Annotated in this window: 13 protein-coding genes and 1 tRNA gene; 6 read left to right on the top strand and 8 right to left on the bottom strand. The window is 58.4% G+C overall.

What is annotated here, in order from left to right:
- Positions 1-43 precede the first annotated feature (43 nt).
- Positions 44-745 (bottom strand): potassium channel family protein, encoded by a 702-nt coding sequence (locus I6J19_RS04590; RefSeq protein WP_038626539.1) that lies wholly within the window; start codon positions 743-745, stop codon positions 44-46.
- Complete coding sequence (locus I6J19_RS04585; RefSeq protein WP_038626542.1) at positions 738-2168, bottom strand: TrkH family potassium uptake protein; 1431 nt, start codon at positions 2166-2168, stop codon at positions 738-740. Before I6J19_RS04585 ends, I6J19_RS04590 begins: the two co-directional genes overlap by 8 nt.
- Positions 2169-2590: 422 nt before the next feature.
- On the opposite strand from I6J19_RS04585, the gene trpB reads away from it, so the two are divergent.
- Positions 2591-3916, top strand: coding sequence for a tryptophan synthase subunit beta (gene trpB, locus I6J19_RS04580; RefSeq protein WP_052155542.1), 1326 nt, complete (start codon positions 2591-2593; stop codon positions 3914-3916).
- Between the two features lie 66 nt (positions 3917-3982).
- On the opposite strand, the gene I6J19_RS04575 is transcribed toward trpB, so the two are convergent.
- From I6J19_RS04575 to purD, 3 genes are all read right to left on the bottom strand, one after another.
- Positions 3983-4138 carry a hypothetical protein gene (locus I6J19_RS04575; RefSeq protein WP_162837147.1) on the bottom strand — a complete coding sequence of 52 codons (156 nt, stop codon included), beginning with the start codon at positions 4136-4138 and terminating at the stop codon, positions 3983-3985.
- Between the two features lie 816 nt (positions 4139-4954).
- Positions 4955-6082, bottom strand: coding sequence for a pyridoxal phosphate-dependent aminotransferase (locus I6J19_RS04570; RefSeq protein WP_038626546.1), 1128 nt, complete (start codon positions 6080-6082; stop codon positions 4955-4957).
- A 247-nt stretch (positions 6083-6329) separates the two neighbouring features.
- Positions 6330-7604: a phosphoribosylamine--glycine ligase gene (purD, locus tag I6J19_RS04565; protein WP_038629163.1), complete on the bottom strand. Its 1275-nt coding sequence runs from the start codon at positions 7602-7604 to the stop codon at positions 6330-6332.
- Positions 7605-7684: 80 nt separating this feature from the next.
- Here purD and I6J19_RS04560 point away from each other — a divergent pair, with 80 nt between their 5' ends.
- The 3 genes from I6J19_RS04560 to I6J19_RS04550 all read left to right on the top strand — a co-directional run bounded on the left by I6J19_RS04560 (position 7685) and on the right by I6J19_RS04550 (position 9757).
- A complete protein-coding gene (locus I6J19_RS04560; protein WP_038626548.1) occupies positions 7685-8107 on the top strand; it encodes an HIT family protein in 423 nt (140 codons plus the stop codon).
- Between the two features lie 167 nt (positions 8108-8274).
- Positions 8275-8994 carry an esterase/lipase family protein gene (locus I6J19_RS04555; protein WP_038626550.1) on the top strand — a complete coding sequence of 240 codons (720 nt, stop codon included), beginning with the start codon at positions 8275-8277 and terminating at the stop codon, positions 8992-8994.
- Entirely contained in the window at positions 8984-9757 is a 774-nt protein-coding gene (locus I6J19_RS04550; RefSeq protein WP_049180884.1) for an esterase/lipase family protein, read from the top strand. The genes I6J19_RS04555 and I6J19_RS04550 overlap by 11 nt, the downstream gene beginning before the upstream one ends.
- A gap of 9 nt (positions 9758-9766) precedes the next feature.
- Here I6J19_RS04550 and I6J19_RS04545 read toward each other — a convergent pair whose 3' ends face one another.
- Positions 9767-10609 carry a PaaI family thioesterase gene (locus tag I6J19_RS04545; protein ID WP_038626554.1) on the bottom strand — a complete coding sequence of 281 codons (843 nt, stop codon included), beginning with the start codon at positions 10607-10609 and terminating at the stop codon, positions 9767-9769.
- 126 nt (positions 10610-10735) lie between these two features.
- Positions 10736-11110, bottom strand: coding sequence for a hypothetical protein (locus I6J19_RS04540; protein WP_141737486.1), 375 nt, complete (start codon positions 11108-11110; stop codon positions 10736-10738).
- Between the two features lie 546 nt (positions 11111-11656).
- On the opposite strand from I6J19_RS04540, the gene I6J19_RS04535 reads away from it, so the two are divergent.
- A complete protein-coding gene (locus I6J19_RS04535) occupies positions 11657-13159 on the top strand; it encodes a hypothetical protein (protein ID WP_038626562.1) in 1503 nt (500 codons plus the stop codon).
- A gap of 129 nt (positions 13160-13288) precedes the next feature.
- On the opposite strand, the gene I6J19_RS04530 is transcribed toward I6J19_RS04535, so the two are convergent.
- Positions 13289-13364: transfer RNA gene (locus tag I6J19_RS04530), tRNA-Thr, on the bottom strand.
- A gap of 360 nt (positions 13365-13724) precedes the next feature.
- Between I6J19_RS04530 and thrE the strand changes: the two genes are divergently transcribed.
- Positions 13725-15377, top strand: a complete 1653-nt coding sequence (gene thrE, locus I6J19_RS04525) for a threonine/serine exporter ThrE (RefSeq protein ID WP_038626570.1) — start codon at positions 13725-13727, stop codon at positions 15375-15377.
- Positions 15378-15598: the final 221 nt, after the last annotated feature.

Below are 15598 nucleotides of genomic sequence, written 5' to 3'. Positions count from 1 at the left end.
CATCGCGACGGAGCCCCGCGTGCACGGACTCCGTCGCTTCCTGTTACTCTCCGGCGAATGTCTCCAACTGCCGAATAGCGCCGGAGACAATCAGGAGATCACCTGCGGAAATGCGGTCGTCGGCAAGCGCAGGGCGGAATCGCTGACCGCGCTTTTGTACGGCGACAACCGTAATCGGTGCGCTCTGGTTAATCTCCGCCACCGTCTTATCCAGGCAGTGGATTGGCGGCGCGACCTTGCCTACTGCGTAATCGCGGTCGAACTCCAGGAAGTCCTGGACCTTGCCGCCGATGAGGTGCGCAATACGACGACCGGTGTCGGCCTCCGGGCGAATGACGTGGTGCACACCAATCTGGCCCAGGATTTTGGCGTGGGCCTGGTTATCGGCCTTTGCCCAAATCATGGGCGCCCCCATATCCACCAGCGCAGACGCGGTCAGCAATGAAGCCTCAATGTCACTGCCGATGGCGATAACAACACGTTCGGCTTCATCGACACCGAGCTGCTTCAGTACCTCCGGCATGGTGGTGTCGGCGGTGACCACGTGGTCGAAGGTCGAGGACAGCTCCTGAACCACCTTTTCGCGATGGTCTACGCAGAGAACCTCGATACCGCCAGCGACCAGCTCCTCGCCGAGTGCCTGTCCGAAACGCCCCATACCGAGGATGACAACAGGCGAAGAGCTGGCTTGGTTGGAGAAATGATCTGCAAAACCAGCAAACGGGTTGAATTTCGAGTTAGCCAATGAAGGGCCTTTCTTCTGGATATTCGTAGACGCGCTGGCGTGGGCGGGCGGCCAAGGCCGTCGCCAAGGCGATTGGGCCAACACGTCCGGTGAACATCAGCACGATGAAGATTGCCTGTGCTGCCACCGGCAGGTCGGCGGTAATACCTGTGGAAAGGCCTACCGTGGCGAAAGCACTGATTACTTCAAAAAGAATTTGGTCAGTAGAAAACTGTGGTGCTAGGAAACTGACGGCGATTACTGCCAGGAATACCTGGCCGATACCGAAGGCAAGGACAACGAGAGCCTGGCGCAGCACCTTTGGGTTGAGGCGCCGCCTAGCCACGGACACGGAGGTGTCACCGCGAATCTCCGCGAGAACAGCGGCGAGAATGACTGCCGACGTCGTGATTTTCACGCCACCTGCAGTACCGCCGGTGCCACCACCAATGAACATGAGGAAGTCAGTGCCCAGCAGTGTCGATGGGTGGAACTCCGCGTAATCGAGCGCGTTGAACCCCGCGGTACGCGGGCTCACACCAGCGAAGAATGAGTTGAGTATCTTCTCCCCCGCGGTGAATCCAGACATGGCATTGGACCACTCCCCAAAAGCCACCATGAGCGTACCCAAAGCAATCAGCAGAATCGTGCCTTTAATGGTGAAGCGAGTAGTCAGCGACCAGCGTTTAGGCAGCTGTCCTCGAGTGCAGACACTAAGCCACGCTTTGCCGTGCCGCCAGGCCTCGAGCAAAACAGGAAAACCCAGACCACCCACGATGAGGGCGAAGGCCAGTGGCAAAAGCACCCAGGCATCGCTATAGAACCCGATGACATTGTCGGTATACAGAGCGAAACCGGCGTTGTTGAAGCTTGAGATGGCATGGAACAAGCCTTCCCATGCAGCCTTTCCCCAGCCATACCCGTATCCGGAGTGGAACCGCAGCGTAAGTGCCACTGCCACCACAAACTCCACCAACAGAGTGAAGCTAACGGCAGCACGGACAACCCACGAAATCTCGCCCATATCCATACCGCGGCCTTCAACGCGGGCACCGGCACGGCGGTTCAGGCCGAGCCTTCCTGCTACGAAGAGGCCGAAAAGTGAAGCCAAGGTCATGAACCCGAGACCACCCAGCTGAATCAACAACATGATGACGACCTTGCCGAAGGTTGACCAATGGGTGGCCGTATCTACGGTGATCAGGCCGGTCAGGCTTGTTGCCGAGGTGGCTGTGAACAGCGCATCAGACAGCGCCGTGGGCAAACACATATCCCCAGGGCTCGGGGCGCACTGCCCCGTAGGATGGCTATTGACCGCCGAAATCGGCAGCATTAACAAAACCGTGCCAGCGGTTATCAAGGCGACATAACACCACACCACCAACGTCGTGGGACGAACTCCCCGACGTGTTTTAGTGGCCTGCCGCGACAGCGTAATCACCATCGGAACGTTAGTCCTCGTGGCCAGCGATGTCGAGGGGAATGCTGATATTCCGTCTCTGCATATGCCGGGACTTAGCGGGGAGCTGCTTTACGCCCCCAGACACCGTTGCGATATCCCGTACACATTTCGCGCCCCATCCCCGCCCCCACACCCCACCCCGCTTTGGCTACTACGGAAACCTTGAGTTATGGTCAGATTCATGATGACACCCCTGATGAACACACTCGCGCCGTGCGGCGCACAGTGGTGGTGGCTCGCCTAAGTCCGCGAGCAACGTCACGTCATCTCATTAATGTCGACGGCAAACCCGTCAAGTACGAGCTCGCAAGAAGATAAATCTGGCGGGCTCTTTTCTTTTATCGGTTCGGCGAAGAGAACCAGGGCCCGCTGAAATAAACAACAGCAACGAAAGGCTCTCTTCAATGACTGATTACAACCCCAGCGCGGATGCCATCGCCAAGGCTTCAGCACCGACTGCAACCAGGGTGCCGTCGGCAAGCGTTAACGGCGCGGGCGAGGTGCGCGAAACCCTCTTGCCTGCATTTTTCGGTCGCTTCGGTGGACAGGAAGTGCCGGAGTTCCTGCTGCCAGCACTCGATGAGCTGGAAGCGGCTTACATCGAGGCGATGAGCGATCCGGAGTTCCAGCGCGAGCTGGAAGAACTGCGTCGCGATTTCCTCGGCCGCGCAACCCCGCTGTTCGAATGCCGACGTCTATCCACGCCGAACACGACGATTGTGCTCAAGCGCGAGGACTTGAACCACGGCGGCGCGCACAAGGGCAACAACGTGGTCGGCCAGGCGCTGCTGGCAAAGCGCATGGGAAAAACCCGTCTCATTGCTGAGACGGGTGCAGGCCAGCACGGCACGGCCACCGCGATGGCCGCAGCGCTGCTGGGACTTGAGTGCGAGATTTACATGGGCGCGCACGATGTCGCCCGCCAGCACCCCAATGTCGAGCGCATGGAGCTCATGGGCGCGAAGGTCGTTCCCGTCACCACCGGCGAGGCCGGTTTGAAGGATGCTATTGACGAGGCACTGGTCGAGTGGAGCAAGACTCTCGACTCCACTTTCTACCTGCTGGGCACAGCCGCCGGGCCGCACCCATTCCCCACTATCGTGCGTGAATTCCAGCAGGTCATCTCGGAGGAGTCACGCAGTCAGATGGTCGAGCGTTACGGCAAGCTTCCCGACGCTGTCATCGCAGCCGTCGGTGGCGGCTCCAACGCCATTGGCGCATTTGCTAACTACATCGACGACTCCGATGTCGCCCTCATTGGCGTCGAGCCTGCAGGTGAGGGACTCGACACCGATCGTCACGGGGCGCCCATCAATGGGGGCAAGACTGGTGTCCTTCACGGCATGCGCTCATTTGTCATGCTTTCCGACGACGGCGAGGTGTTGCCATCGCACTCCATCTCGGCGGGCTTGGATTACCCGTCCGTTGGCCCGGAGCACGGCATGCTGAAGGAGAATGGCCGCGCCAGCTATGTCGGAATTACCGACGAGGAGGCGCTGGAAGCGTTCCAGCTGCTCAGCCGCATGGAGGGCATTATTCCGGCGATGGAATCCTCGCATGCGCTGGCGCAGGCCATTAAAATTACGCGACTCCGTGAAACCTACCCTGCCGCTGGTAGCGAGTTCGGGCTGCCGGTTCACGAAGGCGATGAGCCTTTGCTGTTGCTCGTGAACCTGTCGGGTCGCGGTGATAAGGATATGGAGCAGGTCCGGGAGTTCCTGAACCAGTAGGAATAACCAGTAGGGATTGCTTCCCCACTAGCTGCCTAGCAGGAATCGGACCAAAGCTAATTCTTGTTAGGCAGCACGGCGATCGTCAGCGGCGATGCCCTGCTTCGGGTTCGCCTCCACGATGGCTTCGGCAAGCAGCGATGCCAGCGCATCCTGCTTGGATTCCTTGCCGTCCTGGAAAATCGGGGACACAGTATCCATAATCTCGTTGAATGCGTTCATCAGAGGTCACCTCTCTTAAGATCTCTTTGATCTTTATTGTTGGACTTCTCCAACCGATTCTTTGCGATTCAGCAGTTGAAACAATGTTTCATCGAACCGTTTGGAACTTATGACTTGCAACCGTAGACGACAACACAAGACCTGGCAAGCACTAAACTTTATTTTTAGTTAACCGTTTGTTAACTTTTGGACACTTTTTAGCTCAGACACTGAGCCACAAACAGTGCCCCTCAACGCCGCCCCATACCTCGCTTTACTGCCCTTGATAACCGCTTCAAAATCACGCTCTTTTACACAGCCGAAAGCCAGGCGCGAAAGTCTCTTTTGGCCGAACATAAACTATCCCCACTGAAAGCGCTTGTAACCATCGTTGAATGTGGATTACACACCACACTCAATCGTCACCCCGCGCACGAATAGCCACCAGCTTCCCAGGGGTCCACCCCAGCGCCAGTTAAAGAAAAAGAACCCACTGCCAGCATAAATAGCCCACCAACAGAGCTGCCGACCGCCGAAACCACTACCGTGAAGGCCATCCCACCCCTCTATCAACTCAACCCTAGCCTCGCTGGATGTGGCCGCAGCCACGAAGCCTTCAATCTGAGGCAGTTTTTCCGCCTTTACGGCGAACGAGCAGTCAGGAAAACAGAGCCCCAACGCCTCCCTCCCAAAACTGCCCCAACATCAGCCCAGCAAGCGGTTACCGGCACAGGATTTAAAGCAGCGATTCGTCCACCGAGCCCCTATCTCAACCGACCTCAAAAACACCCCTGAAAGGGTGAGGTAAATCACATCGCAAACGTCGCTAACGGCCGCTTAACCACGACCAGTGAACGCCCCAATACGCCGAATAGCCTCTTCCATCTCGGAAGTCTCACCGGCGAAGCAGAGGCGAACCCACTCATGGCCGTTCTCTGTGTCGAAGTCGATTCCAGGGGCAACGGCCACGCCCGTTGCAGCCAACAGTTCCCGAGCCCATGTCATGGAGTCGACGGAGTTCGGGTCGTCGTAAAGCCCTGCGATATTGGCATAGATATAGAAACCGCCGTCGGGCGGGGCGATATTACCGAGACCGACGCGGGGCAGCCCCTCGAGCAAAACGTCGCGGTTGCGCGCGTAACGCCTCACGTGCGAATTGAGCTCGGCAATGGACTCGGCGCTGAACGCCTCTACCGCCGCTTCCTGCGAAATTGCCGGTGGGCAGACAGTGAGGTTGGCTTCGAGTCGATCCAGGGGCGCACGCAGCCACTCTGGAACGATGAGCCAGCCGACGCGCCAGCCGGTCATCGAGAAGTACTTACTGACACTGCCGACTACGACCGCCGCATCAGAAAACTCGCGTGCTGACGCGCACTTTCGACCATAGGTAATGCCGTGATAAATCTCATCGGAGATGAGCAGGCAATCGTGCTGCTCGCACCACTTCGCAATGGCACGCAGCTCGTCGGCATCGATAATGGTGCCAGTGGGATTGTCCGGACTGGTGACGATCACGGCCTTGGGCACGCGCGGAAGTTCCTGCAGGTGTTGGACAGTGAGCTGAAAGCGGGTCTCGGGACCACAGTCAATCTCGACAATGTTGGCGCCGAGCGCCTGCAGAGTATTGCGGTATGCGGGATAGCCCGGGCGCGCGAGCACAATATCGTCGCCGACGTCGAGCGCTGCGAGGAAAAGTGCCACGAAACCGCCGGAAGAACCGGTGGTGATGACAACATCGGCAGCTTCCGTGGCCGTGCCGTAGTTTTCACGATGCCAGGCGGCGATGGTTTCGCGCAGCTCAGGCGTGCCGACGGCCGCAGTGTAGCCCAGAACCTGATTTTCCAAATCGGCACGAGCACGGGCAATCGCGGCAGCCGGGGCCGCAGTCGCGGGCTGCCCCACACAGAGGAACAGAGCGTCACCGTGAGTACGCTGACGCTCCTGTGCGAGCGCGAGAACATCCATCACATGGAAAGGTGCGACCTCACTGCGGCGGGATGCTAGATCGCGCTCGGGCTGGGATGCCTGCGGAGGCCCCGAGAAGTTTAACGGCTGCGGTGATTGCGGTGACTGCAACGACTTTGGCGACTGCGGAGATTCGGCGTGCATACCTTCATCTTTGCAGCCACCGAGGCCCCCGGGAAATCCAATTCAGCCCGGGTGGGTGCACCAGTGAGGTATTCGAGTGCAGCCTGACCGCCTCGAGCATTATTTAAATGGAAATGCGGCCCTCAACTGCAGGTAGTGCAATGTCGGTGCGGTAGTGCGAGCCCTCGAGCTTAATGGTCTTGATGGTCTCGTACGCCTTGTCGCGAGCCTCTTCCAGCGTGTCACCAACGCCGATGACGTTGAGCACACGGCCACCAGCGGAGACCAGCTCACCTGCAGCATTGCGGGCAGTACCTGCGTGGAGAATGCCATCTGCCTCACGACCAGGCTCTGCACCTTCAATGACATCGCCCGTGCGCGTCGACACCGGGTAGCCTTCAGCTGCCAGCACAACAGTCAGAGCGTACCCATCACGCCAAGACAGCGGACTGAAGTCCGCCAATGTGCCGGTAGCAGCGGCGTTGAGCAGCTGCGCCACCGGGGACTCCAGCAGCGCCAGCACGGCCTGGGTCTCCGGGTCACCGAAACGGCAGTTGAACTCAATGACAGCCGGGCCGTCCTCGCCCCAGGCCAGACCCGCGTACAGCAGACCCTGGAACGGGCAGCCGCGAGCGGCCATTTCACGAGCGACCGGCTCGCAGACCTCGGTGACGATGCGCTCAGTTGCGCCTTCCGGCAGCCAGGACAGCGGGCTGTAAGCGCCCATGCCACCGGTGTTCGGCCCCTCGTCGTTATTACCGACGCGCTTGTGGTCCTGAGCCGGCAACAGCGGGACGACGGTTTCGCCGTCGACCAGGCAGAACAGGGAAACCTCCGGGCCATCCAGGAAGGACTCCAGCAGCACCGGGTTACCGGCTGCCAGCACCGCCTTTGCGTGTTCAAGAGCTTCAGCGCGGTCCTTAGTGACCACAACGCCCTTGCCAGCAGCCAGACCGTCATCCTTCACGACCCAGTTCGGACCAAAGCGGTCAATGGCGGCCTCGATGTCTTCATCGGAAGCCTCCGGCTGAATGGCCTCTGCCGAGGCGGTCTTTACTCCAGCCGCCTTCATGACGTCCTTAGCGAAAGCCTTAGACCCCTCAATCCGAGCCGCGTCCGCGTTCGGGCCAAAAACTGCAAAGCCAGCGTCGCGCAGCGCGTCTGCCACACCCGCGACCAGCGGAACCTCCGGGCCAATAACAACCAAATCGGCCCCAATTTCCTTGGCCAGCGCAACAGCGCCAGCGGGGTCATCCACGACCAGTGGATGCATGGTGGCAATTTCACTCATACCCGCATTACCAGGGGCTACGTGAAGATCAGTAGCCTGCGGGTCCTTACTCATTGCGTACAACAGGGCGTGCTCACGGGCACCGGAGCCAATTACGAGGATGCGCATAGCAATCATCTTACTAATCAGCCCGGATAACTCTCATCGCGCCCAACCCCTCAATCCGCTATTCGGGTTACCCTTGGCACATGAGCACAGTATTTACCAAGATCATCAACGGTGAACTCCCCGGTCGTTTTGTCTACCGCGATGACAAGGTCGTCGCATTTTTGACCATCGAGCCAATCGCACCTGGTCACACTCTGGTTGTCCCTATTGAAGAGGTGGACAAGTGGACGGATGCCTCGCCTGAGCTGTGGGCTCACCTCAATGAGGTTGCCCACAAGGTTGGTCAGGCTGTTGTCTCCGCTTTTGACGCTCCACGTGCTGGCTACCTCATCGCCGGCTTCGAGGTTCCGCACACCCACATCCATATCTTCCCTGCCCACGACATGTCCGGCTACAACCTCCAGTCGGTCGATCGCAATCCTTCCGCAGAGTCCATGGATGAGGCCGCCGCTAAGCTACGGAAGGTCCTCGGGACTGATGAAGACGGAAAGTTGGTGCGCTAATCGCCGCTTCAAACGAGGATTTTCGGGAAGAACAACTTCCGGTTCCTGCCCCTGAAGCGCAGGAACCGGAGGCGCAAAAACCGGCTGCAGCTGAAGGATCAGCATCGCTCCCCTATGCCATCTTCCGTCCGCTGCGCGGTGTTTTCGAAGATAACTGGGGAGCCAAAGTGTCCAAATCCCGGCCGTGGCCGGTCATCCTCCTGCATGGAACAGGCCAGGTCAAGGGTATTTGGGAGACCCTCGGCGGTCAGTTACGGGAGGATGGCTGGGCTGTCTTCGCGCCAGATTTTGGACACCGTGCAACAGACCCCATCAATCAGTCCATCGACATGCTCGTGCCTTACATCAAGGCTGTCCTGCACGCCACTGACGCAAAGCACGCCGTTATCGTGGGGCACTCGCAAGGCGGCTTAATTGCCACTCTGCTTTCTCTGCGCATTTCCAAGTACATCAAGCATGTTGTCTGCCTTGCCGCGCCCAATCACGGCACCAATCTGGGCGGCATCGCTTCCAGTATCACTAAGATCCCCGGCACAAAGTCGCTGATGAGCAACTTCGTTCAGAGTTACTGGGGCGTTTCCGGTTTGGAACAGCTCACGGGTTCAAAGATGGTTTTGAACTCCAATTCCCACGATATCCTCGGTCCCGGTGTTACTTACACCTGCATTGCCACCAAGTATGACCAGCTCATTTCCCCGCCACAGTCCTGTTTCTTGGATGATGGTGACACAGGCATGGTCACCAATCTCTATGTGCAGGACACGTTCCCTCAAGCAATAATTTTGCATGAGCAGATGGCGCACGATTGGCGTCCCCGCGCACTTACTCGCGAGGCACTATTCAAGCTGGTAGGCGAGGATTTTGACCCAATCGAGCATGCGGAATAGACCGCTCCTAACGCGGATTTTCCCACCGACAGCCGCACATCCGTCCTCACCAAATCCGAGTCCAGCGTCGGGGGACCTCAGAGACCCCGTTCCGGTTATCGCACTTCATGGCACGCTCGATAGTCCCGGCGCGTGGGCACCGCTTGCCGACGGTCTCCGTACCCTCGGCCGCCGAGTCTATGTACCGGCCTACGGAGACCGTGGCACTGCTGCCCTTGTAGATTCTGTCGCCGAGGTCGAGTCCTATATCAACGGAGTCTGCACTGAAACGAACTCGGACACGGTCGATATTGTGGCTCACTCGCAGGGTGGGCTACTGGCTTTCCTGCTGTTTACGCGTCTTGCAAACCATGAATGCGAGCGTTTTTCGTTTCGACGTGTCATCAGTGTGTCGGGATCTGTCGGCGGTGTAAATCTGACTGAGATCTCCCGCATTTTGGGCTGGTGGAATGGGGCTCCTGCCCGCTGGCTAATGGGACAGGCTTTAGCCGATCAGATTGCGGTAGCTGCAGGAAAATATGAACTTCCTGCAGCCAACACTGCCCCGCACCTCCGAGGGCGCAAGGCAGCCGCACCTGACTGGATTAATGTCATCAGCCACCATGACAACCTGGTCATTCCGTGGTCCGATACCGCGCAGAGCTTCCTGCCAGACAGCCAAACTGTTTTGCTCGAAACCGAGCTGGAGGGCAGGTCTGTTGCGCATTGGAAGCAGCAAACAGACTCCGAGGTGATCGACCTAATCACTCGGCTATTGGCGTAGGGCTTCGACCTAGAACTTGGTCAGCGACTCGCGCGCGGTGACGACATCCGCAAGCAGCTGCTGCGCGGCTGGCGAGGGGTTATCGGAGGTGAGGGCCTCGATGACGACGTCGGGAAGCCCTGCGGCGCGGTAGTCGTCGACAGTGACATCGCCGTACTCGAGGACCCCGTGGAGCCATGCGACTGCACGCGACTCTGGCGAAATGCAGCGTCGTGCGGTGCGTTCCTGCTGGACGAGCACATCACGGTTTTCCACCCCGCGCATCCCCAGCCGCGCAAGAGTGCGAGCAGCAGAGATGAGGTTCTCACCGGCAACACGATCCTGCTGATTCGGATTGGCCGGCGGCTTCTTACGACCACGACGGCGCACGTAGAGCTCCTGCTGACCAATACCGACCAGGGAACCATCGCGGTTTCGGATTACAGAGGTGTATGGAACGACCGTCGAATAGCCACCTTCGGTTTCGGCCTTAAGCTTTTCGACCATCTCATCCGGCACCTCTACCTCGAGGTACGCACCATTCTTACCCGGCCGGATAAATTCAAACGACCCAGTTCGCGTCCACGCCTCGTACTTCTTGACATCCAGGCGCTGCATAACCAGCGTGCCAAACAGCACATCCGTCATCGAAAACAGTGCACCGCCAAATGCCGCGCCATGCATATTCGCAGTCAGAGCGTTTAGGCGCAGCTCCAATCGTCCCTCAGACCAGTCATCCGCAATCTCGGTGATACGGATGCCGGTGCCAAACAGCGGCGGCCAAATGTTCAGCAAGAACTTTGCCTTAGCCGGGGACATCTCTTTCTCAGCAAGTTTGTACAGGGTGCGTCGCAGCGATGGACCAATAGACATAACTACTTACATTAGGTGTTGACCGGGCGAACGCGGGCATTATTGTCAGAAAACAAAAGTGTGTCAGCTTCAGCGCATGCTTTACGACGGTTCCCGCGCCCCACCTTTTATTAAGACAGCGACTATTTAGGCAGCAAACCGTTTCGCCAGCGTATTGACGCGCAGAGTGAAGAAATCCCGCAATTCCGCGTAGCGGGAATAACCATAAATCCCGCGGTCAGCTGGGTCATCATATTCCCAGCGCTCAGTCTCTACATCTGGCGCGATGTAGTCCGAAACGTCGATTTTCCCCACAACAATGACCACATCCGCACTGTCTGCGAGAGACGGCGTGAGTTGATGAGGATCGCCATCGCACCGTGCCCCCACCTCACAGAGCGCACGCCGCGCGTCTTCATCCAGACCGCGGTCATCATCATCGATGCTGATACCTGCTGACAAAACTGTCAAGCCTGGGGCAGCTTGCCGCAGCAGCCCTTCGAGTACGCGTGAGAGTCCCATGTTTGAACTACTGACAAAGAGCACCTCTGACATGGCTCTATCGTAGAATATTTTTCTCAGAGAAATCACCCCAGCTTGTGGGGTTTTCTGGAAGGTTTTGCAGAAAAATGCCAAAAGCGCCCATAGCGCAGGCCCTTCCCCGAGACCAGCCCTATCGGCGCTTATGACTTAAAAACAAAGTCCACTTTACATGCGCATGCAACCCCTGTGAAGCATGGGGCTAGAGTTGCAGATGTGAACGCTCCGTGGCCTGTGATTTTCCGGCTGTCGGTGTTGCGCTGTCCGGCTGTCGGTGTTGCGCTGTCCTATCGATGCAATATTCACCTATCGATACGCAGCAGCGTGGCCATAAGTGGAAAGCTCATCCATATGTCGACCGGGACTTCCGACAACGTGCGCATAAGTGACAGAAAATTCCCCCGCCCCAGCCCCCGACAGGCATTTGCCCTTTAATCTGCCTTCAAAAGAATCCTTTGCTCCCCGCCCCGGCCCCCTTAGACCGGATAAAATTGGCGGGGCCAATCGCTCGCGAATAGGAGAATCACCGTGACCGACTCTCGCGATATTAAACCTTTTGCAGCCAACCGCAGCTCCAAAGTGACCTCCATCGGCTCCATCATCGGCGCAGCAGCAGTGAGCGGCCTACTTCTCGGAGGTGTCGGTGCGGGCACCTGCTTGGCAATTCTCGATGTGCCCGAGCGCTCCGACTACGTCATGAAGACTGCGCAGCGTGAGGTACAGGCTGACATCATGGACCCGGACGATGTGCTCACCCCAGAGGAAGAAGAGCGCATGCTTCGCGATGTCTCCCTGATCGCCGCCCCTGACGTGGTCCAAGAGCTGCACTACATGGTCTTTGCCGAGAACAAGGAAAACGTTAATGACTCCGTAGAGGAGTACCTGCGCGATAACCACCAGGAGCTCATCGGCAAGGATAAGTTTGCTGATGGCCAGGTCTTCGTCGGCGTGGGCCTTGATCCGCGCCAAGCCTTCGTCTTCGCGGGTGAGGACGTGGCTGCTCAAATGAAGCTACGCAAGAATGACAGCCATCTGAAACAGTCCATCGAAGCAATTAAGCCGGGCGTGCGGGATGGCAACATTCCTGCTGGCCTCTTTGCTGGCGCAGCGGCTGCAATCGACGTAGACCGTGCTGCGGATACTCAGTACGAGGGCGCAAAAGAGGATCGGATGGGGGCGGCCGTTGGCCTCGGGGTGGCGGGCCTGAGCGTTGGCGGCGCTGGTGTCGGCCTCGCCGGCGGTATACGCCGCAGCCGACAGAAGCAGGCACAGCAGGCACGCGAGGACTGGGACTACGTGTCGCAGACCTACACCGATGTGGCGCAACGGCTAAGGGAGATTGATATTCGAGCGCACTCGCTCCAATCAGGACTGGTGGATGAGCGCCTGCGCCAGGACTGGGAGGGTTTGCGCGATGACTTCCTAGCGATCGATAGCCAGGTTGGTTCCCTCATGTCGATTCCGGCGGATGCGCCAGATGAGCAATTCCGCTCACGCTCTGAGCTCATCGCCAATGCGCGCCAACTGTGCGAGCGCGTGGAAACCGCTGAGGTCAATATTGAAAAGCTGCACCGCATTGAGAACGCTGATGCGGATGCTCGCCGCTATGAACTCTACGAGCTGGGGAAGGATCTGGCACAGGCAGGCTACTTGGCCGCAAGCATCGACTCGACGCTTGAGCGCCACGCGAAGGAGTTGGAAGATGCCGCCACTGAATTATCCAAGGAACCACACCATCCGCAGTTCATGGAGCGCTACCTAGAACTCTTGGATCGCTCCGCGCTCTTGTCGGAGCACGTGCAGTCCCAACTGCAGAAGCGCAATGAGGCCGACGAGCGCCCCGAGCGCACGCGCATCTACGACTCTAATTTCTTCGCTGGCTCCGGCTACCACGGCTACGTGCCCTTCTATGTCGTGAGCACCTGGGATAGCGATGCCACCACTGCCCGCGACAGCTCTTCTAGTAGCGGCGGCGTCAACAGCGGGTTTAGCTCGGGGTTTTCCGGTTCAGGTGGTTCTTCCAGCTTCTAAGCCGGCTTACGGGGCAGAAGGGATGCGGACGTTCTGTTAGACGATTTCACCCCTCACGCTACTTAACCCCCTACTTTTCTCCTTTAAACCAAAGAACCCCAGGCCGGAAAACTTCCTGGCCTGGGGTTTTGGAGCCGGAAACGGGACTCGAACCCGTAACCTACTGATTACAAATCAGTTGCGCTACCAATTGCGCCATCCCGGCAACTTTAAAGCGACCCTTTTGGCGTTAGCCGTCGCTGGCTCGAAAGAATCAGAGTCAACCTGAGAATCGAACTCAGCTGTGCCGCTGACAGGCGATTGTACAGGTTGGCAAGCAGAAGTTAAAAACGACACCACAGGAATACTGCAACCGCACTTCTTGAACACTTTTCTGCACACTAAAAGCCCCGCTCAGATAGGTAAATTCACCCCACCGAAAACGAATTGAGATTCTCCGTCACCGACGGGGTAGTGTGACTATCGCTAAATCACTGGGGCTATGTTGCTGCAACGCCTCTAGAACTCGTCTTTGCAATAGCGCTGCAACGCACCCCAGGCAGTATCGGGGAAAGGAAGTGCCGACATGCCATTCGATGGTGGCAACAAATCCAACGCCGAAGAAAACTCCGCTGCGAAGGACGATGCCTACGATGCCGAAGCCGCTGTCGCTTACCCCGCTGACCCCACTGTCTCTTACGACGACACTCCGCAGACCCAGTTTCCTGCAATCGACAATCAGTCCGCCTTCAAGCAGCGCGTGATTGATTTCGTTTCCGGCCCAACGGCAACTGTCGACCTAGTGCACTCGACCACTACCCCACTGCCGCTGGCACCGATTGATTATTCCGACCCCAGCCAGGTTACGGCCGTACTCGATCTCGCTGCTCGCATCGGAGGACTGCTGCTGGCATGTGGCTCGGGCAACCGCGACACCGAGCTGCAGATTAAGACCGTGACCTCAGCCTATGGCCTCACCCAGATCCAGGTTGACATCACGTTGACCTCGGTGACGGTCTACCACCTCATCGGTGCCCGCCGCACACCAATTACGGCTATGCGCGTAGTCACCGCACCAGTGCCCGACTTCGAGCGCTTGCGCCACACGGACCGTGTCATCCGCCGAATTCGCGCGGGCCATCTGAGCCTGGAGGAGGCTATTGAGGCTATCGACAAGGTCGAGCGTGAGCCCGCAAAATACCGCCTCCGCGTCATCTACGCTGGCTGGGCGTTGCTGGCCTCATCTGTGACAGTGCTACTCGGCTCTGGTTTCGAGGTCGCTCTCATCGCGGCTGCCGTCACACTGGCCATTGTCATTGTGATTGGCGAGCTTGCCGCCCGCGAGTTGCCCACATTCTTCCAAAACGCAGTCGGCGGTCTCATCGCCACACTCTCCGCTGCTGTACTCAATGCAGCACAGGCATACCTTCCCTTTGAAATGCAGCCATCCAGGCTAATTGCCTCGGGAATCATCGTGATGCTCGCCGGCCTAACCCTCGTGCAAGCACTGCAAGACGGCATCACCGGCGCGCCAGTGACTGGCTCAGCGCGCTTCTTCGACACCATGCTGTTGACCGGCGGCATCGTCGCTGGCATCGCGATGGGCATCGAGTTTTCTGGAATGCTGGGCATTCCGCTTCCCGACGTCATCGCGGGCTCCGACCTCAACCTGGCCCAGGCGACAGTGCGGGTGATAGCGGGAACTACCGCCTCAATCGCATTTGCGTTGGCCTCGAATGCTGGGTTCACTGCGTTGGCAGTGTCCGGAACGGTCGCCCTGTTGGGGTCAATGACCTACTACTACGTGTTGACTCCGCTGGGAGTTCATCCGGTGACCAGCGCAGGCGCGGCAGCAACACTGATTGGTCTCATCGGTGGCCTGCTGGCACGACGTTGGTCCATCCCGCCGCTAATTACGGCAGTGGCAGGCGTAACCCCACTGCTTCCGGGTATGACAATCTACCGCGGTATGCACGCACTGCTGCACGACCACCCGACCAAGGGGTTTACGGCGCTGGCCTCAGCGCTGGGCATTGCGACGGCACTAGCTGCGGGCATTGTCCTCGGTGAATGGATGGCGCGCAGGCTCCGTCGCCCTCGCGCACTGCGCGAAGACAGTGGCCTGACCCGTCCAATCCGGGCCGGTATGCGTCGCATCCGTCCTGTGAATCCGCGGAACAAGCCTCGCCGTCCACGCAACTACCGCTTCAAGGGCGGTATGAACCCGCGCGTGGACTAGCCGTACCGTGGGAGCATTGTCCACACCGCGCGACCTATCAACAACGTGGTAGAATTAGGTTTTTGAATTGTAAGTAGCGCTTAAAGCCGAAACTGCGTCATCACAATCCCATTCCTTCTCCGCTGAACTCGGTTGAGCTCAGTGACGGGAGCATATGGCGAGATGGCTGGCAGAAGTAGGTGTATTGGGCGCAATTAAGGCCATGCTTGCCAGGAGGATTC

The sequence above is a fragment of the Corynebacterium amycolatum genome, from assembly GCF_016889425.1.
GTDB classification, from domain to species: Bacteria; Actinomycetota; Actinomycetes; order Mycobacteriales; family Mycobacteriaceae; genus Corynebacterium; species Corynebacterium amycolatum.
The sequence above is the reverse complement of the archived record's forward strand: the minus strand, read 5'-3'. Positions and strand labels throughout refer to the sequence as shown.

What these genes read in the sequence shown, in the direction of transcription:
- I6J19_RS04550 (WP_049180884.1), top strand. Translation starts at nt 8,984, where the DNA reads ATGCGGAATAGACCGCTCCTAACGCGGATTTTCCCACCGACAGCCGCA.
- I6J19_RS04585 (WP_038626542.1), bottom strand. Translation starts at nt 2,168, where the DNA reads ATGGTGATTACGCTGTCGCGGCAGGCCACTAAAACACGTCGGGGAGTT.
- I6J19_RS04540 (WP_141737486.1), bottom strand. Translation starts at nt 11,110, where the DNA reads ATGGGACTCTCACGCGTACTCGAAGGGCTGCTGCGGCAAGCTGCCCCA.
- I6J19_RS04560 (WP_038626548.1), top strand. Translation starts at nt 7,685, where the DNA reads ATGAGCACAGTATTTACCAAGATCATCAACGGTGAACTCCCCGGTCGT.
- I6J19_RS04545 (WP_038626554.1), bottom strand. Translation starts at nt 10,609, where the DNA reads ATGTCTATTGGTCCATCGCTGCGACGCACCCTGTACAAACTTGCTGAG.
- I6J19_RS04575 (WP_162837147.1), bottom strand. Translation starts at nt 4,138, where the DNA reads ATGAACGCATTCAACGAGATTATGGATACTGTGTCCCCGATTTTCCAG.
- purD (WP_038629163.1), bottom strand. Translation starts at nt 7,604, where the DNA reads ATGCGCATCCTCGTAATTGGCTCCGGTGCCCGTGAGCACGCCCTGTTG.
- I6J19_RS04570 (WP_038626546.1), bottom strand. Translation starts at nt 6,082, where the DNA reads ATGGATGTTCTCGCGCTCGCACAGGAGCGTCAGCGTACTCACGGTGAC.
- thrE (WP_038626570.1), top strand. Translation starts at nt 13,725, where the DNA reads ATGCCATTCGATGGTGGCAACAAATCCAACGCCGAAGAAAACTCCGCT.
- trpB (WP_052155542.1), top strand. Translation starts at nt 2,591, where the DNA reads ATGACTGATTACAACCCCAGCGCGGATGCCATCGCCAAGGCTTCAGCA.